General features: G+C 45.0%; 21 protein-coding genes and 2 tRNA genes. 13 read left to right on the top strand and 10 right to left on the bottom strand.

The genetic code is table 11. From position 1 onward, the window contains the following. Window positions 1-8 precede the first annotated feature (8 nt). From NYE35_RS04560 to NYE35_RS04535, 6 genes are all read left to right on the top strand, one after another. Window positions 9-1,355: an ABC transporter substrate-binding protein gene (locus NYE35_RS04560; RefSeq protein WP_038568815.1), complete on the top strand. Its 1,347-nt coding sequence runs from the start codon at window positions 9-11 to the stop codon at window positions 1,353-1,355. Between the two features lie 107 nt (window positions 1,356-1,462). Continuing rightward, a complete protein-coding gene (locus NYE35_RS04555; protein ID WP_036686923.1) occupies window positions 1,463-2,356 on the top strand; it encodes a carbohydrate ABC transporter permease in 894 nt (297 codons plus the stop codon). 2 nt (window positions 2,357-2,358) lie between these two features. After that, a complete protein-coding gene (locus NYE35_RS04550; protein ID WP_051491485.1) occupies window positions 2,359-3,192 on the top strand; it encodes a carbohydrate ABC transporter permease in 834 nt (277 codons plus the stop codon). A gap of 31 nt (window positions 3,193-3,223) precedes the next feature. Then, window positions 3,224-5,056, top strand: coding sequence for a cache domain-containing sensor histidine kinase (locus tag NYE35_RS04545; protein ID WP_076214905.1), 1,833 nt, complete (start codon window positions 3,224-3,226; stop codon window positions 5,054-5,056). 17 nt (window positions 5,057-5,073) lie between these two features. Beyond that, entirely contained in the window at window positions 5,074-6,573 is a 1,500-nt protein-coding gene (locus NYE35_RS04540; RefSeq protein ID WP_341120260.1) for a response regulator transcription factor, read from the top strand. Further along, window positions 6,545-7,324, top strand: a complete 780-nt coding sequence (locus tag NYE35_RS04535; protein WP_076296121.1) for a spermidine synthase — start codon at window positions 6,545-6,547, stop codon at window positions 7,322-7,324. Before NYE35_RS04540 ends, NYE35_RS04535 begins: the two co-directional genes overlap by 29 nt. Window positions 7,325-7,411: 87 nt before the next feature. Here the strand turns inward: NYE35_RS04535 and NYE35_RS04530 are convergent, their stop codons facing one another. From NYE35_RS04530 to NYE35_RS04510, 5 genes are all read right to left on the bottom strand, one after another. Continuing rightward, window positions 7,412-8,299 carry a sugar phosphate isomerase/epimerase family protein gene (locus tag NYE35_RS04530; protein WP_076194375.1) on the bottom strand — a complete coding sequence of 296 codons (888 nt, stop codon included), beginning with the start codon at window positions 8,297-8,299 and terminating at the stop codon, window positions 7,412-7,414. A gap of 36 nt (window positions 8,300-8,335) precedes the next feature. Continuing rightward, window positions 8,336-9,358 (bottom strand): LacI family DNA-binding transcriptional regulator, encoded by a 1,023-nt coding sequence (locus NYE35_RS04525; RefSeq protein WP_036686912.1) that lies wholly within the window; start codon window positions 9,356-9,358, stop codon window positions 8,336-8,338. A gap of 68 nt (window positions 9,359-9,426) precedes the next feature. Beyond that, a complete protein-coding gene (locus tag NYE35_RS04520) occupies window positions 9,427-11,004 on the bottom strand; it encodes a DUF3502 domain-containing protein (RefSeq protein WP_076105428.1) in 1,578 nt (525 codons plus the stop codon). Between the two features lie 80 nt (window positions 11,005-11,084). After that, window positions 11,085-11,981, bottom strand: a complete 897-nt coding sequence (locus NYE35_RS04515) for a carbohydrate ABC transporter permease (RefSeq protein WP_036686906.1) — start codon at window positions 11,979-11,981, stop codon at window positions 11,085-11,087. Window positions 11,982-12,009: 28 nt separating this feature from the next. Continuing rightward, complete coding sequence (locus NYE35_RS04510) at window positions 12,010-12,954, bottom strand: ABC transporter permease (protein WP_305953532.1); 945 nt, start codon at window positions 12,952-12,954, stop codon at window positions 12,010-12,012. 644 nt (window positions 12,955-13,598) lie between these two features. On the opposite strand from NYE35_RS04510, the gene bglX reads away from it, so the two are divergent. From bglX to NYE35_RS04490, 4 genes are all read left to right on the top strand, one after another. After that, window positions 13,599-15,758, top strand: coding sequence for a beta-glucosidase BglX (gene bglX / locus NYE35_RS04505; RefSeq protein ID WP_341120255.1), 2,160 nt, complete (start codon window positions 13,599-13,601; stop codon window positions 15,756-15,758). A 116-nt stretch (window positions 15,759-15,874) separates the two neighbouring features. Beyond that, window positions 15,875-16,843 carry a metallophosphoesterase family protein gene (locus NYE35_RS04500; RefSeq protein ID WP_076296119.1) on the top strand — a complete coding sequence of 323 codons (969 nt, stop codon included), beginning with the start codon at window positions 15,875-15,877 and terminating at the stop codon, window positions 16,841-16,843. Between the two features lie 186 nt (window positions 16,844-17,029). Further along, window positions 17,030-17,782, top strand: coding sequence for a 3'-5' exonuclease (locus tag NYE35_RS04495; protein ID WP_036686897.1), 753 nt, complete (start codon window positions 17,030-17,032; stop codon window positions 17,780-17,782). A gap of 176 nt (window positions 17,783-17,958) precedes the next feature. Beyond that, window positions 17,959-18,711 carry a MerR family transcriptional regulator gene (locus NYE35_RS04490; protein ID WP_235219544.1) on the top strand — a complete coding sequence of 251 codons (753 nt, stop codon included), beginning with the start codon at window positions 17,959-17,961 and terminating at the stop codon, window positions 18,709-18,711. Window positions 18,712-18,794: 83 nt separating this feature from the next. On the opposite strand, the gene aroD is transcribed toward NYE35_RS04490, so the two are convergent. Both aroD and rbsK read right to left on the bottom strand, forming a co-directional pair. Continuing rightward, window positions 18,795-19,559: a type I 3-dehydroquinate dehydratase gene (gene aroD, locus NYE35_RS04485; protein ID WP_076105432.1), complete on the bottom strand. Its 765-nt coding sequence runs from the start codon at window positions 19,557-19,559 to the stop codon at window positions 18,795-18,797. A 61-nt stretch (window positions 19,560-19,620) separates the two neighbouring features. Further along, window positions 19,621-20,550: a ribokinase gene (rbsK, locus tag NYE35_RS04480; protein WP_218641970.1), complete on the bottom strand. Its 930-nt coding sequence runs from the start codon at window positions 20,548-20,550 to the stop codon at window positions 19,621-19,623. Window positions 20,551-20,805: 255 nt separating this feature from the next. Here rbsK and glgP point away from each other — a divergent pair, with 255 nt between their 5' ends. Together glgP and katA are read left to right on the top strand one after the other, a co-directional pair. Next, window positions 20,806-22,422 carry an alpha-glucan family phosphorylase gene (gene glgP / locus NYE35_RS04475; RefSeq protein ID WP_341120253.1) on the top strand — a complete coding sequence of 539 codons (1,617 nt, stop codon included), beginning with the start codon at window positions 20,806-20,808 and terminating at the stop codon, window positions 22,420-22,422. A gap of 262 nt (window positions 22,423-22,684) precedes the next feature. Further along, window positions 22,685-24,142, top strand: coding sequence for a catalase KatA (gene katA / locus NYE35_RS04470; protein ID WP_036686886.1), 1,458 nt, complete (start codon window positions 22,685-22,687; stop codon window positions 24,140-24,142). A 151-nt stretch (window positions 24,143-24,293) separates the two neighbouring features. Here the strand turns inward: katA and NYE35_RS04465 are convergent, their stop codons facing one another. Next, entirely contained in the window at window positions 24,294-24,488 is a 195-nt protein-coding gene (locus NYE35_RS04465) for a sporulation protein Cse60 (protein ID WP_036686883.1), read from the bottom strand. Window positions 24,489-24,884: 396 nt separating this feature from the next. Between NYE35_RS04465 and NYE35_RS04460 the strand changes: the two genes are divergently transcribed. After that, window positions 24,885-25,340 (top strand): GreA/GreB family elongation factor, encoded by a 456-nt coding sequence (locus NYE35_RS04460; protein ID WP_036686880.1) that lies wholly within the window; start codon window positions 24,885-24,887, stop codon window positions 25,338-25,340. A gap of 139 nt (window positions 25,341-25,479) precedes the next feature. Here the strand turns inward: NYE35_RS04460 and NYE35_RS04455 are convergent. Both NYE35_RS04455 and NYE35_RS04450 read right to left on the bottom strand, forming a co-directional pair. Next, a tRNA-Gly gene (locus NYE35_RS04455) sits at window positions 25,480-25,550 on the bottom strand. A gap of 12 nt (window positions 25,551-25,562) precedes the next feature. After that, window positions 25,563-25,636 (bottom strand) — tRNA-Pro (locus NYE35_RS04450). Between the last annotated feature and the right edge of the window lie 7 nt (window positions 25,637-25,643).

Below are 25,643 nucleotides of genomic sequence, written 5' to 3'. Positions count from 1 at the left end.
ATTAAGCTATGAGAAATAAGTTATTTTCGTTATCCTTTGTTATGATTATGGTCTTATCTTCAACGCTTGCTGGCTGTGGTTCGAATAATGACAACACCACGAATAACGGTGCTGCCGCAACTGATAAGCCCGCAGCAACTAACACAGAGAATACCGGCGGTGACACGAATGCAACTGCAGAACCTGCAGCAGGAGCTGATATCAGCGGCAAAATCACCTTCCTAACTAACAGAACAGACATGATCGGTAAAGAATATGACGAATATGTAAAGCGCTTTAATGAAAAATACCCGAACATTAAAGTCGAGTTCGAAGCTTCCCAAACCGACTATAACCAACAGGCTAAAGTCAGAATGGCCAGCGGCGAGCTTCCAGATGTTATGTTTATTCCTTCCATCCCTAACTCTGACTTGCCGAAATACTTTGCTTCACTGGATGATCTCGGTTTGAATGACCAAATCACCTTTAAAGACTTCAAATCCTTTGATGGTAAGCTGTACGGAATTACTACAGGGAACTCTACTTCCGGAATTGTTTATAACAAAAAAGCATTCACCGATGCCGGCATCACCGAAACGCCTAAGACTTGGGATGAATTCCTGGCTGCCTGCGAGAAGCTGAAAGCAAAAGGTGTCATTCCACTGTCCTCCAACTTCAAAGACAAATGGCCACTTGGTACTTGGGCTTATGATACACCACGCCTAATTGAAGGCAATCCCGACTTTCCTAATGCTAAGCTGAACTCTGAAACACCATTCACTATGGACAACGGTTACGGTAAAGCCTTTAGCCTGCTTAGTGAGCTCAACGAAAAAGGTTATCTGGAAAAAGACATCAACTCCACCAACTGGGAACAATCGAAAAAGGACATCGCTTCCGGCAAGTTCGCCATGTATTATCTTGGCAACTGGGTTATTAACCAAGTCATCGGAGCAGGCGCTGCTTCAGACAATGTCGGCTTCTTCCCATTCCCTTATGACAATTCGGGTAAACCATCTGCTACCCTAAGCCCCGACTTCTTCTATGCCGTTGCCAAAAACAGCAAAAATTTAGAGGCAGCTAAAGCCTTCGTAAAATGGATGATTGAGGATTCGGGCTATGAGGATTTCGCTGGCTTTATCTCTCCATTAAAAGGCAAGGAATCCAATCTGACTCAGCTGAAAGAATTCCAAGCTACCGGAGTAGAACTGGTAGAAGGAACTGTTGACGATGCGAAGGTTACAGAGATCGGTAACAAGGCACAACTGGATCTTCCTGCTGTAGTACAGGAATTCGTGCTTGCCAAGGATCCACAAACTGTATTAGACAAGTGGAATAAAGCTTGGGCTAAAGCCAAGAAGGACCTCGGCTATTAATTTGAGCTTGTGATTAGAAGTACAGAACGGCGCAAAATGGATTATTGCCTTTACGGATAATCCATTTTGCCTTTCCATACCACGCTTTTATGAAAGAAGGGCTAGCGATGTTCGGAACACTTTCCTATAACAAACAGAAGACTATAATCATTGTATCCTTCCTCACGATTCCATTGTTGCTGCTTGCAACATTCACGTATTATCCGGCACTTAAACTGATCTATTACAGCTTTACAAATTGGGATGGCTATAGTCCCGAAAAACCTTGGGTTGGCCTAGATAACTACCGCGAGGTCTTCTCCAATCCTGATATCTTCAAGGTTTTCACACATAACTTTGCTTATTTTGCAATGGGAATTCTCCAGAATATCGTTGCTATTTATTTTGCGGTTGTGCTGAATAGTAGACTAAAAGGGAAAAATGCATTCCGCATCTTACTTTTCCTTCCCTATATCATGAACGGAGTCGCTGTAGCCTTTATGTTCGGTTATGTCTTTGACACTACTAACGGTTCATTGAATATGCTCCTAAATAGCATTGGCCTGACCGGCCTCGGACAGACCAGTTGGCTTGGAACAGAAGGACTAGTCAACTACTCCCTTGCATCCACAGGATTTTGGCGTTTCATGGGCTACAACATGGTCATTTATATCGCATCCTTGCAGGCCATTCCACGTGACATTTATGAAGCTTCTAAGATCGATGGTGCCGGCTCCTTTCAAACGCTGTGGAGAATCACTTTGCCCAATATGAAGGCTGTTATTCAGCTTAATTTATTTCTTACCGTTACAGGGGCACTGGAAGTATTCGATCTCCCCTTCGTGTTGACCAAAGGTGGTCCTGCAGGGGCCAGCCAAACTTATGTACAACGGGTTGTCGATACCGCATTTGCATTTAACAACTACGGCCTTGCATCTGCAATGAGTATAATCCTACTCTTCTTTGTCGTCATCGTACTGCTCATACAACAACTTGTTCTTAGCCGGGGAGGAGATAAGTAGCTATGACACACTCTAAGTTTCGTTTTACAGATATCATTAAATACTTTTCGCTAATTATCGGCGTATTCGTCGTGCTCTTCCCTCCATATGTGGTCATCGTTAACGCCTTCAAATCGACCGAAGAATTCAACAGCAGTAGCTCCACCGCGTTGCCAAAAAGCTTTTTAAACTTCGATAACTTCATTGCCGTGTTTCAGCGTGGAGGTCTACTCAATGGCTTTGGCAACGTATTAATTATTATAGCTATCACTTTAATTCTGAACATTTTGTTCGGGACTATGGTAGCATTTGTATTAGGACGCTTTTCTTTCAAATTGAAACCCATTGTTTTCGGTGCTTATTTAGTAGCCACTATCATTCCTAGTATCACGACACAAGTAGCGACTTTTGGTATCATCAAAAATATGGGTCTTTACAATACGCTTGGCGCCCCGATCGTGCTCTATATTGGAGCAGATGTAATTCAAATCATTTTATATCTGCAATTTATCCGTAATATTCCTGTGGATCTCGATGAAAGTGCGATGGTAGAAGGTGCCTCTCTGTTCAGAATCTATCGGTCGATTATTTTCCCTTTACTTACGCCAGCAACGGCTACTTTGATTATTTTAAAAACCATTAGTATCTATAATGACATGTACATCCCTTATCTCTATATGCCTAAACAAAGCCTTGGTGTAGTTACGACGATCCTGATGCGTTTTCAAGGGGTCAATTCGGGGGAATGGAATTTAATCTGTGCAGCTATTCTGCTTATTCTGCTGCCAACAGTAATTTTATATTTCTTCCTGCAGCGTTACATCTTTGAAGGCGTAACCAGCGGAGCGGTCAAATAAGGTAGCTTATTACAGGAAAGGAACAACGCAAATGCTATCATACATCCGGTTAACTTTACGCAAAATGTGGTTGTTCCTTGCCAATCTACCGATGGAGCGCAAGCTGATCGTTATCTTTGTCTTTCTGATCTCTCTGCCGATCACTTATGTAAGTTATCTATCATCCCGCTCCATGTTCAACTCGGTTCTTGTGAATGCGACTGACGGTGCGGGTCAAATGACATCGAATGCTTCAGATACCATTGACCGGTATATTGCCGACCTCAAGAGATATACAGCCCTGCCGCTGTATAATACCGATGTGCAAGTCTACCTGACACAGCAAAATACCGACTGGGAAAAAAATACGGGCATGGCGATGTTCCTTAGCTATTTGAATCACACTAAGGAAGAGATCATTGCCGTGTATTTGGTGGACCAGTACGGTTCGGTCTTTTATGATAAGGACGCCGGAATTAATGAGCTGTATCCAGAGGAACGATTAGCCAAATGGAGAGCCATGAGTGAAGATGCCGGAGCGGCGCCTGTCATTCAGGGCAGACATACAATCCGTACCAACTCGAATGTCCATAAAGAGGTCTTTAGTGTTCTGCGTACGATTAACTCTGTAAGTACTTTGCAGAATATAGGAATTCTCGTTTTCGATGTAGACATCAATCTGTTTAAGGGTATTATCGATCCCGTAAATGCAGTTACGCAAGGAAATACGTTCATTGTAGATAACAATGGAGAACTGATCTATGCCAGTGAAGATTCAGCGGTTCCGAATCTGGCTGCCGATACACAAACTCTGAATACAAAGCTGTTGCTGCAGCAAGTAAATCAGCAGCAGGATCATTTTCAAATAGACTTGAATGGCCAGTCTTATCTTGCAGTGTATACCGTCTCGAAACAGACCGGTTGGACCACCATGGTTACGATTCCTTTAACACGTATCCTGTCCCCTGTACAAAAGAATCGGAATACGCTTATCTTGACCACACTGATCATCATTGCCTTTGCGCTTTTTGTTGCGACTATAATTTCCCATGCCCTGACCAAACCCCTTAAATCCTTGGTCCGCCTAATGAAACGGGTGCAGCATGGTAATCTGGATGTCTGGCAGCATTCCAAATATAATGATGAGATTGGGATGCTGGGCAGTCATTTTAATCGGATGATCGTAAGGGTCAAAGATCTGTTACAAGAAGTATCCATCACGGAGAAACGGAAGCAGAAGGCTGATATGCGGGCACTTCAGAACCAGATCAATCCCCATTTTATTTATAACACGCTGGAATCCATCCGCATGCTTGCAGAGAGCAATGATGATCCACGTGTGGCGAAGCTAACCTATTTACTGGGACTTCAAATGCGTTACAGCATTGTCCGAAACGAAGAGGCTGTTACAATTAGACAAGAGCTGGATCATGTACGGAATTATTATCAGCTTCTGGAAATCCGATTCCCAGACAAATTCAGACTTAACATTGACGTGCCGGACGAACTCCTTCATCTTCCTGTTATTAAGCTTGTCTTTCAACCGATCGTAGAAAATGCAGTCTTTCACGGCTTGGATCAAAAAGTAGGACTGGGCACCTTGAGCATCACCGCATGGAGTGAGCATGGAGATGCCGTATTCTGTGTAGAAGATGATGGGATCGGTATGGATGAAGCTACTCTTCGTTCCTTAAACAATAGTCTGCAAACTGGAACGGACAATGAAAGGTTCGGGATTGGACTACGTAATGTAAATGAGAGAATCCGCCTGCATTACGGCAGCTCGTTTGGACTGCTTGTAGAGAGTGAGCTTGGAGTCGGCACTCGTGTTACCCTGCGCATTGAGGATATTAACGCTAAATATAGCGAAGATGAATTTATTTAGGAGAGGGGCTGCTCTGATTGCTGCGTATTGCGATTGTTGACGATGAGATCTTAATCCGCGAAGGACTGGCTCGAATGATCAGTAAAGAAAGCGCCGAATTTCTGGTCATCGGCACCTACTCCGACGGAAAACATCTATTAGATGAGTTAACCACACTTCAACTTGATGTTGTGATTACAGATATTCGTATGCCGCAAATCAATGGTTTGGAGCTGATTAAGCAGTTAAAAGCCACCCACCCGCAGATCTACTCTATTCTAATGAGTGGATTTGTTGAATTTAATTATGCCCGAGAAGCCATCCGCAGCTCAGCTGTAGACTATTTATTAAAACCAATCAATAAAGAGCAGCTGTTCGAGCTGCTATATCGGCTAGACAAAGAACGGCAGCTCGCGCGCGACAAGGAAGAACGCCACCGTTCCGGGCTTTTATTGACATTCTTACATATCGAAGAGCCCTCTTCCCCTCTACTATTATCCAGCCTTACCTTGCCCCAGACTTATTTCTCGGTCTTTGTCCTCAAAGGGAGCACCAGAGAAACCGTCTGCTCCTGTGCAGACAGTCTGCGGCAAGAGAAGGCGTTGAGCTTTGACAGCTTAGAGCTTCAAAAGGGACTATACGTCTGGATTGTATATTCTGCTGAGCCGCTGTCAGACAACGATTTAAAAGATATCGGTGACATTATGCGGATATCTGCGCACGGAAAGATCCTACATGTAGGTACCAGCGGTTGTTATAATGAGGTTTCCAAGCTTAGACAGGCATACCTAGATGCTAAACAAGCGTGCAACCTGGGCATATATAATCCGGAGCCTGTGCATTACGCGAATATTCAGGATATTCAACAGCCGGAGATAAACATCCTGGATCACTTTAATACAATTAGAGAACCGCTGATCCATAACCTGCAGATTCTGAATGTGACAGGCATCTTAGAATGGGTTCATGACCTGTTCTCAGTGTTGAAAGCGCAACAAGCCGGCCCTGACCAAATTCTCCGTGTCTGTCGATGGATTGAAGAAACCGCACAAAAGGAACTGCAAGAATTCAAGGCCCGCAATAAAAGTGCTCCCGACCTCAGGTTGGATGACAGAATCGCGTCCAGCTTAAGCTTTAGCAACATTGAGGAGATATTTACCGCCCACTTTACAAATATTCTGACCGAAATTAGAACCCATCGTCTGGAAATGTCCGGTACAGCCATAGAAACCATCAAACGCTGGATATCCGCTAACTATAATCAGCATGCAGATCTGAACACTTTGGCGAATATGGTTTTTTTGACCCCAAGCTATTTAAGCAAGCTGTTCAAGCAAGAGACTGGACTTACACTGACGGACTACATCACCGAAATTCGGCTGCGCAAAGCCAAACATCTGCTCAAGAATGCTCCGGACCTAAAGGTTCACGAGATTGGGGCAGAGGTTGGATATGGCGACCCTGCCTATTTCAACAAGCTTTTTAAACGTGTTGTCGGGGTTACACCCAATGAATATAAACGAATTTCTATTGTATAAGGAGATTGATCACTTGCATTCAGAGCTTCAAAGAAATAGCGAAAATCATGAAATAACCGTCTACGACACAACAGAACTATATGGTGAAAAAGGCTCCTTCCGCGTTATGCAGTTCTCGAATCATGCCACTCAAGGTGCGATGGATCTTAATGACCCGCAACGAATTCTCTTTGAATATCCGCGGGCCATCATTCACTTCATGGAGTTCAACCTCCCCTCTTTTGAGGATGTTTTTCTTATTGGGCATGGAATTGGAACAATTGCCGGGCATTTTCCGGAGAAAAGATTTAAAGTAGCCGAGCTAGACAACGAAGTAGTCGAATTAAGCCGCCGCTGCTTTGGATACAGTCAAGATAACGTAGTGATCGGTGACGGACGTCAGATCCTTGAAGGTGAAGACCCGCAGGTATATGATTACATCATTTTGGATGCCTTTACTGCCGCTGGTACACCAAGGCATTTGATCTCCCGCGAATTTTTCAGTATTACCCGTTCCAAGCTGAACACAAGCGGATATATTCTCATGAATCTAATGGGAAAAGGTGAAAATGACCCGCTTATCAACGCGATTTATACGACGCTAGCCGAAGAGTACGCCTATATCAAAGCCTTTTCCCTGCCTTCAGAAGGGGCCGCCGATATCCAAAATATCATTATGGTTGGCGGCAGCACCCCTATCCGCTTTCAAGCCCGCCATTTGGCTGGCTTCAAAGAAATACAGCTGGGACAAGGATATCTGATTCAGGATTAATTCAGGATTAACTATAAAAAATGACCTCATCCTCCACTTCACTGTGGATTTCGAGGTCATTTTTGGGTTGTTTTCATACGGCACCATTTAAACCGGATTAGGCACAAAGCTGCCACCACGGCAATATTTCAAGTAATTCAATGCATGCACCTGGCCGGTCATTTCCAGCTCATCACGATACACTGGATCATGCCAGCCTTCGATATCAATCGTACCTTTATAACCCGCTTGGCGCAGGATGGTGATTACATCTACCCAATTGGTATCCCCGAAGCCAGGGGTCCGGTCCCATACATAAGGTTTGGGGCCATGAATACCGTATTCCTTGACGATGTCCCAAGCGATGGTCGCATCCTTGCCATGCACATGGAATACTTTATCCATCCATTTGCGCAGCTGCGGAAGCGGATCAATCAATGCGATCATCTGGTGGCAAGGCTCCCATTCCAATCCCAGATTATCTGCCGGAACAGCATTGAACATCTTCTCCCAGGCCGAAGGATTGTGAGCGATGTTCCACTCTCCGCTCTGCCAGTTTCCGCCCATAGCGCAATTCTCAAAAGCAATCCGCAGGCCGCGATCTGCCGCTCTCTTCGCCAGTTCTCCGAACACCTCTGTAAACTTCGGGATGGACTCATCAATGGACAAACCTGGCAATCGGCCAGTGAAGCCGCCTATAATATCTGTGCCAAATAAATGTGCATGATCAATCAGCCGCTCCCAGCTGGCCAACGTGTCGGCATTGTCGCCGCTGCCTGCGAGCGGATTGCCATAGATGCCCACAGAAGAGATGACAAAATCATGTTCAGCAGCTAACTCCCTCAGTCGTGCAGCCGTTTCTATCAAATCGGTTTCGCCGGTGGTCTGCCAAAAGTTCAGATTAAATGATTCAAATCCATGCCCCACAATTTGTGGAATGACCTTAACGGCTTCTCCACCACGTACAATCGTACCTATTCTCAGTGTATCTTGCATTTCGGTTCCACTCCAATAAAGGTTTATAGTGTGATCTTAACGAGGTTTAATCATCTTGCAGGAACCACGCTTGAGCAATACCGCATCATAGACAATATGCTGATGGTTTGAACGTCCGGAAATGAGGTCGAACAGAACACCTACACTGGATAAGGCCATTTCCGTACCCGGCTGGCTGATTGTATCAAGAGAAGGATGATAATATTCAGCCATCTCGATCCCGTCAAAGCCAATGATCGAAATGTCATCAGGGATAGATAACCCCGCGGTAAGCACCGCTTTGGCAGCACCAATGGCAATCGTGTCGGAAGCGGCAAATATAGCTGTAATTCCCTTGTTCTTGTTGAGCAGTCTTCGCGCAGCATTAAATCCCGAGCTGGGACTGTATTCACAATCCTCAACCAACCCTGAATCATAGGGCAGACCCTGCTCTTCGAGTGCTTTTTTGTAGCCCAAATACCGCCGGTTGCCCGTGGTTTCATCCAATAATGGAGACTTGGCTAAAAAGCCGATATTCGTATGACCTAATGAGATCAAATAATTGGTAGCCTTATAGGCTTCCTTCGTTTCATTGATAATAACGCTGGAAAAAATAAGCGGGTTCACCTCCTGCGTTGAGGTGATCGTTGTCAGCACAAACGGAACCGTCAGCTGTTTGAACTTCTCTTCAGAATGATCATAGGTTCCACCCATGAAGATAATCCCGCACAGATTCTTCTCCTTCACCAGTTGAATTGCAGCATTGATTTCATCGGTCCCATCCTCTACTTGCTGGATAAGAAACGGGTAGCCCCGCAGATTGACCTGCCGTTCAATTTCTCTGATCATATTAGAGAAAAAAGGATTGGTAATCCCCTTGACCATTAGTGCAATGTTCTTAGATTGTGTAGTTTTCAAATTCCGCGCGTTGGAATTGGGAATATAATTGTATTCCTTAACCACACTCATCACTTTCTCACGTGTAGACTTGCTCACCGGTCCCTTGTTATTGATTACCCTGGAGACCGTCGAGATGCCCACACCGGAAATCCGCGCGATATCCTTGATATTTACATCCACTTTACTCCCCCATTTATGGGTAAAGGAGCTATATCGAATTATAGCTCCCTTACACCCCTTAACTTTCTTTAGTTGACAGGAACAAACGCAGCCAATTGCTTCTCTACTTCGGCAATGACCTTGTCAACTCCTGCTTTTTTCAGCTGATCGCGGTACTCTGCAACTGCTGCTTTTGGATCTTTGCTTGTTTTACCAAGCATCAATTGAATACCGAGCTGTGAATTCACGTTGGAAATCGAAGCAATTTCAGTTGTAACATTGGTTGGATCAAAGCTGAAGCCATTGTAAGGATCATCGATAGCCACTTTATCCCATTCTGCGAATAAGGAGTTACGGATTGGGTTTTCTGTATCCGTAGGAACTACGAATTTGTCATTACGAAGTGACCAAGCAGCGAAACCTCCGCCGTCCGTTTTATCGTTGAAGCCTGCAGGCTGCTTTTTAACACCATTTTCCATAACATATTGTTTGCCTTCAATACCGTTTTGGATGAGGTTGTAGTAGCTTTCATCGGTCATGAACTTCTCGATCACCATCAGAGCGCGCTCTGGATTAGCTGAGTTCGTGCTGATTACAGTCGAGTTGTCAACGCCCATCTTACGTTTGATCTTCTTATTAGCTTCCGCAAAAGTAAAGAAGTAAGGATCAGATTCCGGTTGTGCCTTCAAATCCGCACCGTATTGGCCGATCCAGTCCTGAGCATGAGTCAAATAACCTGCGGAGTTAGCTGCTCTGAAGTTATCCTTACTGCCTAGGGTTGCAGACAGCACATCTTTACTCCAGTAACCCTTATCCGCCCATTCACGCATCTTCACAGCCCAATCTTCAAATTCCTGAGTGAAGGCTGGATGGAAGACGGTCTTGTAGTCCTCTGGACTTTTAGTCACAAGATTCAGCTCATTCAAAGATATACCAGGAGCGTTAAGCCACATCCCTGTAGTATCTACGAGCATTCTGAACATATTGGCTGCATCTTCTGCCTTGCCGTTAATTGGCGGGAAGGACTCATTAGCAACCACATTATCCATGTATTTAACCATATCATCAATGGAAGTGATTTTGTCCATTCCGTATTTCTTCAGCAAGTCAGAACGATAGGCATAACCGGCAGGTGTGTATTCGCTATAAAGACTTGGTACACCATAAATTTTGCCTTTGTATTTTGTATTTTCCCACACACTTTCCGGGATTTCCGCTTTCAGCTTAGGAGCAACTTTATCCAGCATATCTGTAAGGTCCACTAGAGCGCCTTCACTAGCCAATGTGAAATAAGACACAGGAGCTCCGGGAGATGCATGCGACATATCAAATTCTTCGCCTGAAGCAAAAAGCAGCGGGTACTTAGTAGCGATATCCGGCCAGTCAATATACTTCACTTCAATCGTAGCGTTTAGATCAGCTTTGAGCTTCTTGTTAATCTCAGCGAGGATTTCTTTATTTTTAACTCCTTCGCTGCCCCACAGGTAGTACACCAGCTTAGCTTCCTTGGAAGTATCCACTCCGCCTGCATTGGCTGAAGCCTCTGGAGCTTTCGTGGCTGCCGGATCATTACTCGGCTCATTGTTGTTCTTGGATGTGCAGGCTGTCAGTGCTCCAGTAAGCATGAGGACAGCAATTAAAGAAGACGCGATCTTTTTACCTTTCATTTAGGTAAGCCTCCCTTTTCTCTTCTATTTATGAAACTTTCATTTATAATAAACGCTCTTCGAAAAGAAGATTGCGTCCATTAACCCTTTACAGCCCCGATGGTGAGGCCTGTTACGAAATAACGCTGTACAAATGGATACAGGAGAATAATCGGTCCAGTGGCCAGCACAGCTGTAGCCATCTTGATGGATTGCGTCGGAAGATCAGCAGTATTGATAACCGCTCCCGAGTTGATTAGCGCTCCTAGGTTCGTCTGATTGACCATTCGCTGCAAAAAGTATTGGAGCGGATATTTCGTCGGACTGTCAATATACAACATCCCGTTATACCACTCATTCCAGAAGCCTAGTGCTGAGAAAAGCCCGATGGTAGCCAATGATGGAACCGCCAGCGGAATAAATATCCGCCAATAGATGCGAAAGTCGCCAGCACCGTCAATGGTAGCGGATTCATATAAGGAATCCGGAATCGCCTTCATGAAATTACGCATCAGGAAGATGGACCATGCGCCAACTACACCTGGCAGAATCATAGCGAATAAGCTGTCCTTCATATGCAGGTGCTTCACCATCAGGATGTATGTCGGAATCAAGCCGCCACTGAATAGTGTTGTAAAGTAAATCAAGAAGGAAAAGAAGTTGCGATACTTGAAATCCTTACGGTTGAGCACGAATCCGGCCATCGACATCATAAACAGTCCGAGTACCGTACCCACTACGGTAATGAAGATAGTTACCTGATAAGCATTCACCAGCTGAGTAGAGTTGTTGAATAGCATCTCGTAAGCTTTAAAGGAAAATGCCTTCGGCAGCAGCTTATAACCTTCACGAACAATTTCCTGCTCGTTCATGAACGATGAGGAGATCATCAACGCGAAGGGGAATAAACAGAATAGCGCAAAGATTGCGATACAGATATAACTGACTGCTTTTATGAGAATGCTTCCGGAATCCTGTTTGATGGTCGTATTTTCCATATTTATCACCCCTGTTTCGTGTCTAGTCTTAGAACAAAGCGCTGTCCGGTTCTACCTTACGTACAATAAAGTTAACCACAAGCACCAGAATCAGGCCGAATAAGGATTGGTAGAAGCCCACTGCGGCACCCATAGAGAAGTTGAATTGTCCCACCAGTGAACGGAAGACATAGGTATCGATGATATCTGTCTGCGGATACAGTACGGAGTTCGTACCGATCAGATTATAGAAAAGGTCAAAGGATCCCTTGAGAATTCCACCCATACCGAACAGTAGAAGCAGAATAAAGGTTGGCTTCAGAATCGGCAAGGTCATATAACGGATTCGCTGCCAGGTAGTCGCTCCATCCATATAAGCAGCCTCGTACAGATCATGATTAATTCCTGTGATCGTTGCCAGATAAACAATCATTCCATATCCGGTACCCGCCCAGATCTTGAAAGCCACAATAATATATTTCCAGATGCCCGGATCGGAATAGAACTCGTAACGGTCTAGCCCCATTCCAGTTAACATCGTATTGATAAACCCGGAATTGAAATTGAATATATTGTAGGCAAACACACCGACGATAACCATGGAGATGAAATTCGGTAACAGGATAACGGATTGTGATATTTTTTTGAACCACTTGCCTGAGATCTCAGACAACATAATGGCAAATACTATTTGAATGATATTACCTAGAGCTAGAAAGACGATATTATAGAGCAGCGTATTCTTGGTAATATTCCATAGATCCCCATTTTGAACCAGAAACTCAAAGTTCTTAAGGCCGATAAAGTTACTTCCAAAAATCCCCTTATTGAGCTTGTAATCTACAAATGCGACGTAAGCTCCAGGCATTACAGCATAGTGAAAGATAACGAAATATACGATTACAGGCAGCAACATTAGAAAAAGAACTTTGTTCTTAATGACTTCCCGAACAATGTTTCCACCCACAAGCTTCAGTCTCGCCAAAGTGCCCACCTCCAATTTGAAAGATGCATTCAGTCACATGCATAAATTACCTTCCTTTCTTGTCCAGCAGCCAGAATAAAAACAGTTTGCCCAACCTTCATAAAAAAGTGTATCGAGCGTTGTAGAAACGTTTCCAGTGTTTCTGTAAAACTCTCTGTGTGAGAAGCATACTCCCAAAATGTATGCGCTGTCAATTCATTTTATTTTTGAATTACAAGTACTAAAGTTACATTTTTCACGTAAAAAAATATAAATTAGCTGTTTTTCCAAAGGCGATTGACTTTTTTTGGTGTTCAGACTAATATCGAGGTGTATCGTTTGTGGAAACGTTTTTATACTTTTCTTTCATAGACATGTCAGTCTCCATATGTAACATCTTAATGATGCAATCCTCTTCTGATTTAATTCATGCCTCATCCCTGTATCCGAAGAGAAAAATGCTATGATTTTCACAACAATTGAACCTGATTATAGCTCAGGCCCATTCCGCATCTCGGAGCTGCGTGCCAGGAGAGTTAACGGTTCACTCCCATCCTTATCGCCTATATAACGTAAGCTTTGCAAATAAAAATCATGCTTACGCTGCCCGGCGGGGAACTACACATCTATTTAACAAACTAACTTTCGATGCGCTCACGAGGAAGGAGTTAACCATGACTAAAACGTTTATCCAAGATCTTGTGAACGATATGACCCTGGACGAAAAGCTGGCCCAATTAACCCAGCTAGGTCCTCACTATTGGGGTTTGGACGATACCGTGGATTTAACCGGACCATTTAAGGAACTGAACATTAAGCCGCAGGTAATGAAGAACATCGGAAGTGTTCTGAACGGTATTGGAGCCAGGAATGTTATCGAGCAGCAAACCCGACATTTGCAAACCAGCAGACAAAAGATTCCTCTGCTCTTCATGGCGGATGTCATTCACGGCTACCGGACCATCCTCCCGATTCCGCTGGCCATGGGCAGCAGCTTTGACCTTGAAGCCTGTGAAAGGTTTGCCGAAATCGCCGCCAAGGAAAGTGCGGCTGCCGGTATTCACGTTACCTTCTCGCCCATGACGGATCTCGTACGCGACCCGCGCTGGGGACGCGTCATGGAGACATCTGGTGAGGATCCCTATCTGAATGCCCGTGTCACCGAAAGTATGGTGCGGGGTTATCAGGGCAAAGACCTAAAAGAAAAAGGACGCATCGCTGCCTGTGTGAAGCATTTCGCTGGTTACGGTGCTCCCGAAGGCGGACGGGAATACAACACAGTGGATATGTCTTCCGGCGTATTGCGTGAGTTCTACCTGCCAGCCTATAAGGCTGCCGTAGATGCTGGAGTGGCCATGGTTATGGCCGCATTTAATACCATTGACCGTATCCCGGCAAGTGGTAATTCCGAGCTTCTTCGCGGGATTTTACGGGAAGAATGGGGCTTCAACGGCGTTACCATCGCCGATTTCAATTCCGTTAATGAGCTGATTCCCCATGGCGCCGCGATAGATGGCCGTGAGGCAGCGGAGAAAAGTCTGGCTGCTGGGCTGGATATTGAGATGATGTCCACTCACTATCTAAACCACGGCGCTGCTCTGGTCGAGGAAGGCAAGCTTGACATCGCCTTGATCGATGAAGCCGTCATCCGGGTGCTGGAGCTCAAGGATGCGCTCGGCCTGTTCGATAATCCATTCAAGGATGCAGATCCGCTGGTGGATGAGGCTCCGAAACCTAGCGCGGAGCATCTGCAGGCCGCACGGGAGCTTGGAGCTAGCTCAGTTGTGCTGCTCAAAAACGACAATGAAGCTCTGCCCCTTAAACGTGGCATGAAGATTGGTCTGGCTGGTCCTTTCGCCACCTCCATTCATGTACTGGGCGGTTGGGCTGGGACAGAAAAAGATCCGGCTGTATCACTCTACACCGGCATTTTGCAAAAAACATCTGCCGAAGATATACTTACGGCCATGACTGGTGAGCTGGGAAGCATGCTTGAGGGTGTTTTTGATGTGGAGGATGAAATCGAGGACGCCTACCAGCAGCTGAAGGATTGTGATGTAATTCTCGCCGCTGTCGGTGAGAATCAGCAGGATACCGGGGAAGGCGGAAGTAAAGCCAATCTCCGCCTATCGGCCAATCAGGAGAAGCTGATCTGGCGTCTGAAGGATACCGGCAAAAAGATCGTCACCATTGTATTCAGCGGCAGACCACTGGAGCTGAAACCCGTTCTTGATGCCAGCGACGCTCTGCTGCAGGCTTGGTTTCTGGGTACAGAGTCAGGAAATTCGCTGGCCGATGTGCTGTTCGGAGATTATAATCCTTCCGGACGTTTATCGATGAGCTTCCCCTACTCGGTTGGGCAAATTCCTGTTTATTACAATGCTTATCAAACGGGACGTCCTTATGATCCTATGTATCCTAATGTGCGTTACGTGACCCGTTATCTGGACTGCCCGAATGACCCGTTGTTCTGTTTTGGTTATGGCCTGAGCTATTCCAAGTTTACTTACAACAGCTTCAATGTTGAAGCTGCGGATCGGGTGGTTGCCTCCATTGAAGTAGAGAATACTTCGGACATCGCCGGCAAGGAAACCGTTCAGCTCTATATCCACGACGTCAGCGCAAGTGTCGTGCGCCCGGTCAAGGAACTGAAAGGTTTCCAGCAGATTGCACTCGCACCGCATGAGAAACAGGTGGTTTCCTTCGAAATCACCAGAGAAATGTTAATGTTCTACGGGAAAGATGATCAGTTGGTCTTCGAGCCTGGGGAATATGATATTATGATCGGTAGAAACTCTGGAGATCATTGCACTCAGCGGATCTGGATCGGCTGACCTGCGTATAGCTATGCTTCTAACGACGTCAGCCCTCAACGCCCTCTTGGCGCAATGAGTGGTTGGCGCCTCCACAGCTTGCTATTCAATATTCGATAGTGAGGGAGATACTTCTAATGAGACACAGTTTATCATTTCAGCAAAATGGCACTTTTAAAATCGTACAATTTACCGATCTGCACTGGATGGATGGAAGAGCTGAGGATCAGCTTACCGAAGCACTGATGGAACGCATTCTGGATGCGGAACAACCTGATCTTGTGGTTTTCACGGGAGATCTTATTTACACTGGTCCTGTATCACCGGGAAACAAGGCATGCGAGCACCCCGCACAAGCATTTCGTGAGGCTGTCGCTGCCGTGGAGAGATCCGGCATCCCTTGGACCTTTGTATTTGGCAACCATGACACAGAAACTCTGATTTCAAAGAGTGAACTGATGCAAATTGCCCTGGAACATCCCCACTGCCTGACCGAAGCCGGTCCAGAAGAGCTGGAAGGCTCGGGCAATTACACTCTTGAAATTAAAGATCAGGAAGACCACGCGGCCGCTATTTTGTATTTTCTGGATTCTGGCGGCTATTCCGAGTATGAGGATATCCCGGGCTACAATTGGGTTGGGCGGAATCAGATCAACTGGCTGACGGCTGAATCTGCGCGGCTGAATCCGAAGACTGCTGAGAACAGGCTGCCTGCCTTGGCTTTCTTCCATATTCCAATTCCCGAATATCGGGATGTCTGGTCTACACAAGTCTGTCATGGGCATAAGTTTGAGCGTGTATGCTCACCTGAGGTGAACTCGGGCTTATTCTCGGCTTTGTTGGAAATGGGTGATGTGCTTGGCACCTTCTGCGGACATGACCATATCAATGATTTTAGCGGCAACCTGTATGGCATACGTCTTTCTTATGGCCGTGCTACCGGCTACAATACTTATGGAAAAGAAGGCTTTATGCGGGGAGCACGCGTCATAGAACTGGTCAAAGGCAACCAAGACTTCAATACCTGGCTTCGTCTTGATGACGGATCTGTTATTAATGAACAGCCGATTCATATGCCTGAACCTGCTGCCGATTCAGGACATTAATCTTTTATAGGATTAAATTTAAATACTGATTAAATGAACCAGTGCGCAGATGTTGTGCTGGTTCATTTTTTTGTGCAAATATTAGCTTGTCTCCATATTCCCCATTACATCACTTTTTTTGTTAAAATAGAGAAGTCGACGTATTAAGCACTACAGCGTCAGTCATGGAAACGGAGGCAAGTACCTGTGGATTATATTATTCTGGACATCGAATTCAACGGCCGTAAGTTTGCCAGCGAGCACCCTATGGAGGTCATTGAGATTGGAGCCGTCCGGTTAGACTCTTCACTGCAGTATAAGGATGAATTTTCTTCCTTGATCAAACCTATATATTTCTCCACCCTGAATTCCTTTATTAAGAAAAAAACCGGTATCCCTCAAGAGGAAATCGACATTGCCGCCCGCTTCCCCAAAGTCATCACTGCTTTTAGAGAGTGGCTTGATCTAAGTACAGATGGAGTTCTGCTGCTTACCTGGGGTGGCGAAGATATGAAGCGAATCATTCAGGATGTGCGCATGCACAAGATGGACGAATCCTACTGGATGTCCGCTACGTATTTCGATTTGCTCAAAGGAGTTCTACGTGCGCGTGGTCTTAGCAATGATGTCAGCGTGGAAAGCGCGATGGCATTGTTTGAGCTTGAGCCTACTGGATCTGCACACCGGGCGCTGGATGATGCACGGATGACGTCAGAGATCTTCCGCGCCGTGTTTAAGGATCTGGATTTTGAACGTTCACAGCATTACGTAGATACCTTCTCCAATGCCAAAGAACGCAAAACAGTTAAGGTAGCCATTAAGGCAATGACCTCACAAAAAATTGTACCTACCTGGGACCTTGTCGTTGAACACTACTTCTCAGACAAAGCAACCCTTGCGGACCCTCGCAAGCTGGAGGAATTGCACAATTATTTCACAGCACAAATGGGCCATAAATAAATTCAGGCAGCAGCAAAGCTCAACATTATAGACTTATTCATAGCAGCGGCAGACTTCCCCATGATCATTCAGAGGGTAGCTGCCGCTGTTTTGGATATGCTAAAAAAACCATTTGACCTTCACGTTACGTAAAGGTGTACATTTGAATTGTAGGAGGTGATACTACGGAATACACAGTGCAGAAGCTCGCAGAGTTAGCTGGAATCAGCACACGGACCCTGCGCTACTACGATGAGTTTGGCATTCTTAAGCCGGCGAGAATCAACTCTTCAGGGTATCGTATCTATGGCCGTACCGAAGTAGATCTACTACAGCAAATTTTGTTTTATCGGGAGCTTGGCTTAAGTCTGGAACGTATCAAGGCTATTATGACAGAGCCCTCATTCGACGGAGCCAAAGCGCTGCGGGAGCATCATGACAAGCTACTGGAAAAAAGACAGCAATTAGATCTATTAATCGCTAACGTCGAAAAGACGCTGGCTCAAAAAGAAGGGAGAATTACCATGAGTGATACTGAAAAATTCGAAGGCTTTAAGCAAAAGCTGGTAGATGATAACGAAAAGAAATATGGCCAAGAAATAAGGGAGAAATACGGAGATGACACCATTAATCAATCCAACCAAAAGCTTAAAGGGATGACAGAAGAACAATATGCAGCTATACAACAGCTTGAGGAAGAGATGTTCGAAACGCTCTTGCAAGCGATGGAGCATGGAGATCCTGCCAGTATATTGGCGCAAAAAAGTGCTGACCTACACCGTGAGTGGCTCTCCTTCTACTGGAATTCCTATTCCAAAGAAGCTCATGCTGGTGTTGCACAATTGTATGTTGATGATGAACGTTTTACCGAATACTATGACAAGCGCCACCCTGGACTCGCTGCGTTTCTAAGAGATGCCGTACATGTATATACGGGAAAAAATGCGTAAGCGCACGAACAATACTTTAAAATAGAAAAAGGCATCCGGATAATCCGGACGCCTTTTTTTGCGGCAATATCAATCAGCAGAAATCACAGACTGCGGTGCAACAGCGACAATGTATTTCGAAGCTCAACCACAGCTACCTGTCCAGGTGCAGAAGGTTTATGTGCAGCTCCGAAGGTAAGCGCTGAACCGAAAATTTCACCAGCTAAACGGCTGATCACCCCGGCTCCCGCCATAGACATCGTTATAATCGGACGGTCTGCATATTTTTCCTTCATGATGTGTGTAGCTTCCAGCAAAGTTAGCACATCGCCTGCATCTTGGGGCATAACTGCAATTTTGGGCAAATCCCCGCCAAGCTCCTGCGCCTTGCATAACCGCGAGATGATCTCCTCTTTAGGAGGTGTTCCATGAAAATCATGATTTGAAATAATGACAGATACATTATGAGTATGAGCAGCTTCGACCAATAGCTTTACATCCTGCTCATCATTAAATAATTCAACATCTATTATATCTACTAGACCGCTCTCGGCAGCAGCTTTATTCAGTGCTGTGTAATATTCCGTGCTGACTTGCTTCTCTCCGCCTTCTTTTGCACTCCGAAAAGTGAAAATCAGCGGTAAATCTGGAATCACAGAACAGATTTCGCTTAGTGCGTTCTTAACAGCTGCAACGTCTTCCACTTCAGCAAAAAAATCCGTCCGCCACTCCACCAAATCAGGTTGCAGTACTTTCAGCGCTTCCGCTTCCTGCTTCAGCTCAGACAAGGTCGCTCCAATTAGCGGAACACATATCTTAGGGATTCCTTCGCCGATGATCACATTTTTAACGGTTACTGTTCTGCTCATTATTTAAGCTCCTTATCCTATCTTATCTAGTATAGATCTTGAGTATCCTGTACTGTCTATTCTACAGCGAATTACGTTTTAGAAACTGCTCTACCTCGGACAACTGCGGCAATGAAGGGATCGCCCCTTCTTTCCCTACAGCCAATGCACCTACAGCATTAGCGAAGCTCACAGCTTCCTCCAAAGTCTTTCCTAAGACCAGCTGCTGGGCTAATGCGCCATTAAATGAGTCACCGGCAGCAACTGTATCTACCGCCTTTACCGGGAAGCCTGGAACAGCCTTGGCACCTTCAGCATTCACAATCAGGGCACCTTTTGAACCCAAGGTTACGATAACGTTCTGTACTCCTTTTTGCAGCAAAATACGGGCTGCCTGCTCAGCAGTCTCTGCGCTATCCACAGTCATTCCGGACAAAATCCCGGCTTCTGTCTCATTAGGTGTCAGGTAAGATACCTGAGCCAGCATCTCATCCTTTAGCACTCTAGCTGGTGCAGGATTAAGGATGACCGGAATCCTCTTACGATGGGCAATCGCAATCGCCTGCTCACTCATCGCCAGATCCATTTCAAGCTGCAGCACAATGATCTTAGCCTGGCTAATCACAGCCTCCAATGCCTGAATATCCTCTACCGTAAGCTCAATATTCGCTCCAGGTACCACGATAATCCGATTTTCTCCATCTTCTTCAATAACGATCGAAGCGACTCCTGTTGCCTGATGTTCACTTACAGAAATATGCTCTATATGAATGCCTTCATTCCTGATAATCTCCAGCATTTCGCTACCAAAGGTATCTTTTCCAACTCTTCCGATCATACTAACCTCTGCACCCAGACGTGCTGCGGCAACGGCCTGATTTGCCCCTTTTCCGCCAGGAGATAGAGCAAAGGCTTGTCCAATTAGGGTTTCTCCAGCATCCGGTGACCGGTTTGTACGTACTACCATGTCCATATTCAAGCTTCCAATCACAACTATATCCAACTTAGACACCACCATTAATTATTTCTTCAATCTCTTTATCTTAGGGGCTTCTGTCCACTTTATCAATCAATTCCGCTCAATTGGATTCAAAATGGTGGTTTTCACCAAATTGACGTTATGCTTTTATTCATCGAGTGTGCTAGAATAGTGGTGCAATCGCTTCCACAATGATTGCTGCACTATTTTGAGCAAACGTTTGCACCTGAGATAATGCCCGCAGCTTCACTGCAATTCAATCTAATCCGTGATTAGGAGGCTTATCAAGTGAACGAACAAAAATTACCGTCAGTCGCTTATTTTAGTATGGAGTACGGGCTGCATTCCGATTTCAAAATGTATGCCGGAGGTCTGGGCATTCTTGCCGGAGACTACATTAAGGGTGCAAAAGATATCAACGCCCCTATCATCCCTATTGGGCTGAAGTGGAAACAAGGTTACACGGACCAAAAGATTGATGCAAACGGCAATCCGTACGACTCCTATCACAATTATGTTTATGAGTTTCTTGAAGATACAGGGGTTAAGGTAACTGTTAAAGTCCGAAAAACCGATGTGGTATGCAAAGTATGGAAAACTGATTATTTTGGCAACAGCACATTGTATTTACTGGATACAGATATACCCGAGAATAATGATGCCTGGATCACAGGCCAATTGTATGGTTGGTTCGGCGAAGAACGGATCGCACAAGAGATCGTGCTTGGGATTGGTGGAGTCAAGGCTATGCGTGCGCTGCAAATCCCTATTGATGTCTATCACTTCAATGAGGGTCATGCGGCTCTAGCGGCTATCGAGCTAATCCGTGAAAAAATGTCCGGAGGCCATACCTTCGAAGAAGCTTGGAAAGCGACTCGCGAAGAAGTAGTATTCACTACCCACACACCAATCAAAGAAGGCAACGAAACCCATCCTCTCGACCGACTTGAGTATATGAGTGCGTTCAACGGCTTAACCCGTGACCAGATGGAGCGGATCGGCGGCGAGCCATTTAATATGACGGTTGCAGGTCTAAGGCTGTCACGTATCTCCAACGCAGTTGCCCAGCTACACGCCGATACGGCTAATAAAATGTGGAAGGAAGTAGCCGGAAGATCAGAAATTATAGGCATTACTAATGCCATCCATACTCCTACCTGGGTAGATGAAAGAATGACGCAAGCCTACGAACAAGATGGCGACTTATGGGCAGTGCATAAAGAAATCAAGGGAGAACTGATCCAGTTCATCAAAGAACGTTCCGGCATTAGCTTAAATGCTGACAATCTACTCATTGGCTTCTCACGCAGAGCAGCTCCATATAAACGAAGCGACCTGATCTTCTCGCAGCCAGAAATTATCGAACCTTATCTGGAGTCTGGAAAGATACAAATTGTATTCTCCGGCAAAGCGCACCCACTCGATGATAACGGTAAAAAAATCGTCAGCAACCTAGTAGCGATGATGAAAAAGTATCCAAAGAGTGTGGTGTTCCTCGAGAATTACGATATGACGATTGGCGCCCAGCTGACGCGCGGTGCCGATATTTGGCTCAACAATCCACGTAGACCATTGGAAGCCAGCGGCACCTCCGGGATGAAAGCAGCTATGAACGGTGTATTGAACTGTTCTATTCTGGATGGCTGGTGGCCGGAAGCCTGCATCGATGGTGAGAATGGCTGGCAGATTGGAGACGGCTTCGAAACTACAGACTTTGAGGTGCTGGATAAGCATGATAGTGATGCACTGTACGACACCTTATTGAAACGTGTGCTCCCAACCTTTTACGAGAATCGTAAACAATGGGTGCAAATGATGAAAAAGAGTATCGATACCACCCGTACGGAGTTTGCCACCAAAAGAATGCTAGATGAATATTACAACAGAATGTACATTAAAGCCTAAGTACAAGAACCGAATATCTTCTATATCAAAAAATGCAGCGCACCCCTCCAGTGATGGTAGGGATGCGCTGTTTCTTTTTTAATTCTGCTAAGCAATTAATCACTTTGTCTATCATATATATCTGAATGTGCCAACGATGTAATGACGATTCCCACATATTGTAATGTGCCAATTATTTAAAAAGTGTTGCAATTTCTTTAAAAAACATTAATATAGAACTTATACTAAATCTAAAATCAAATCTCATGAGGTGATTCTATTAATGAGCTCCAATAATAATAATCTTACAACCAGCTGGGGTGCTCCAGTAGGCGACAATCAGAATTCAATGACAGCCGGTGACCGCGGTCCCACTTTGCTGCAAGATGTCCATCTGCTTGAGAAATTAGCCCACTTTAACAGAGAACGTGTTCCTGAACGTGTCGTTCATGCTAAAGGTGCTGGCGCTCACGGGTATTTTGAAGTTACAAAAGATCTGACCCAATACACAAAAGCTAACTTTTTGTCTGAAGTAGGCAAACGTACACCGTTGTTCATTCGTTTTTCTACTGTAGCTGGTGAATTAGGTTCTGCTGATACCGTACGCGACCCTCGTGGTTTTGCCGTGAAGTTCTATACTGAAGAAGGAAACTATGATCTCGTAGGTAACAATACGCCTGTATTCTTCGTTCGTGATGCGATTAAATTCCCGGACTTTATTCATACACAGAAACGTGATCCACAGACACATCTGAAGAACCCGAATGCTGTATGGGACTTCTGGTCTTTATCGCCTGAATCTCTGCATCAGGTAACGATTTTGATGTCGGATCGCGGAATTCCAGCTACGCTGAGACATATGCATGGGTTTGGTAGCCATACCTTCAAGTGGGTAAATGCCGAGGGTAATACAGTCTGGGTGAAATACCATTTCAAAACAGAACAAGGCATTAAGAATCTAGATGCAGACCTTGCTTCCAAAATCGCTGGGGAAAACCCGGATTATCATACAGAAGACTTGTTCAATGCTATTGATAAAGGAGATTTCCCTGCTTGGAAGCTCTACGTGCAAATTATGCCGATCGAGGATGCGAAGACTTACCGTTTTGATCCATTTGATGTAACAAAGGTCTGGTCACAAAAAGATTATCCGTTAATCGAGGTTGGCCGTATGGTATTGGATCGCAATCCGGAGAACTACTTCGCTGAAGTAGAACAAGTCACATTCTCTCCCGGCTCTTTCGTTCCTGGTATTGAAGCTTCGCCGGATAAATTGCTACAAGGCCGTCTGTTCGCGTATGGTGATGCACACCGCCACCGGGTTGGCCCTAACCACAACAGCCTGCCTATCAACCGTCCAAAAGTAGAAGTGAAGAACTATCAACGTGATGGTGGCATGGCCTTGGGCAACAATGGCGGTTCCGGAGCCTATTACGAGCCTAACAGCTTAGGGGGACCAAAAGAATCACCGCAGCATAAAACATCGCCGTTCGAAGTCTCCGGATATGCGGATAGTGTCGCCTACAATAGTGACGATCACTATACACAACCAGGTGACTTGTACCGTCTAATGTCTGAAGAAGAACGTACCCGTCTAGTTCAAAACATCGTTGGCGCTATGACTCCTGTTGAAAGTAACGATATCAAACGTCGCCAGATTGAACATTTCTTTAAGGCTGATCCAGACTTGGGACAGCGTATCGCATCCGGTTTGGGTCTATCCGTACCAGACGGAATGTAAGACTGTAAATGCACTTATAAACTAAAGAGGACCTTTGCCCGTAGATGGGAAAGGTCCTCTTTTTACTAATTAGCTGAAAACATAATAAATGATGACAATCACAACGCACAGCGTAGAGACAATGGATAGACATGAAAAAAACGTGTTCCAGTTATTGCCTTTCATTTGTCTTATACACGACCAGTATAGTGGTTCTTTGGTGCTCTGCCCCATCACGTGATGATTTAACTACCGAACCGTAACAGATATTCACAATCTGTTCCTCCCGTAGTCCTGCCAGGAACTCATTAGCTTTATTCTCTGCATAAGAATTATCAGCATCTACAAACTCTTTAACTTGAATCATCCTGATCTCCTCCTTTAATAAATTAAGTAGTTATTTTATAGTTCTGGAATCTATATGTGAACTCAACGAAATGTACATGGCGTATCACTCCCCAGGTAACAATTAATGTAAAAATATCTTCAAAATACAGTATAGGCATTTCGCAGTTTTCTACGAAATGCCTATGCATCAGCCTATCATAGCACCCAAGTATGTAATAGTCAAAGGTTTTCATTACAATATTTAGAAGGTTTTAATTCCCCTTTTAAAATGGATTGGATTTACAAATAGAAGCTGGTATACTGATCAGAAGGTCTCCATTGGGGGACCTCTATTTGTATAGGAGGGATTTTAAGATGGCAACACACCATAACAAGTTTACAAGGAATGTGCTACTTAGAGGGGGTGAAATCTACTATGAACCATAGTCTTATCTATGAAGGCTCACGGACACAGCTGCTTCAGCAGCTTATTTATTTTGATGAGGAAAAAATCGCATTTCTAAATCAATACTTTCCGGTACGAAGCAAGGATAGAAGCAATGCTGAAACGCTGTTGTCCCGTTATTGCTCCGAGCTGGAACAATTACTAACTGAGTTTAATGGTGAAGATTTAAATTCTCAGGTCTTTATCGGAAGCCAGTTGCAGCTTCGTTACTTGGACGATAATACTACAGATATCTATACCATCGTATTTCCTAACCAAGCAGAACCTAACGATAACAAGATTTCTATGTTGTCACCTATAGGCATGCAGTTGCTGCTGGCTGAGCTCGGCAGTACTTGTCAGCTAGCGATTCCTTCAGGTCAACTAGAGGTGAAGATCGAAAGTATTAAGTTCGTGAATAATGGTGAGGTAGGCGTTCTTATATAAGGACGATCCCTTATAAACCCACTACAGCAGCGTCCCTTTCCTATATTAAGGAGGGGGGCGTTTCTATTATTTAAGTCTCCGTAAGATATGTCCAATCAAAAAAACACCCGCCTAATACCGGCAGGTGTTTCTCATTATAAGCGGGTGATGGGAATCGAACCCACGCTATCAGCTTGGAAGGCTGAAGTTCTACCATTGAACTACACCCGCAAAGGTATAAAATCGGGATGACACGATTTGAACATGCGACCCCCTGGTCCCAAACCAGGTGCTCTACCAAGCTGAGCTACATCCCGTTAACAA

It is taken from the genome of Paenibacillus sp. FSL L8-0494, from assembly GCF_038003695.1.
In the GTDB taxonomy this organism is placed as follows: Bacteria; Bacillota; Bacilli; order Paenibacillales; family Paenibacillaceae; genus Paenibacillus_AQ; species Paenibacillus_AQ odorifer.
Note: the sequence above shows the minus strand (reverse complement) of the source record. Positions and strands in the feature narration are given on the sequence as shown.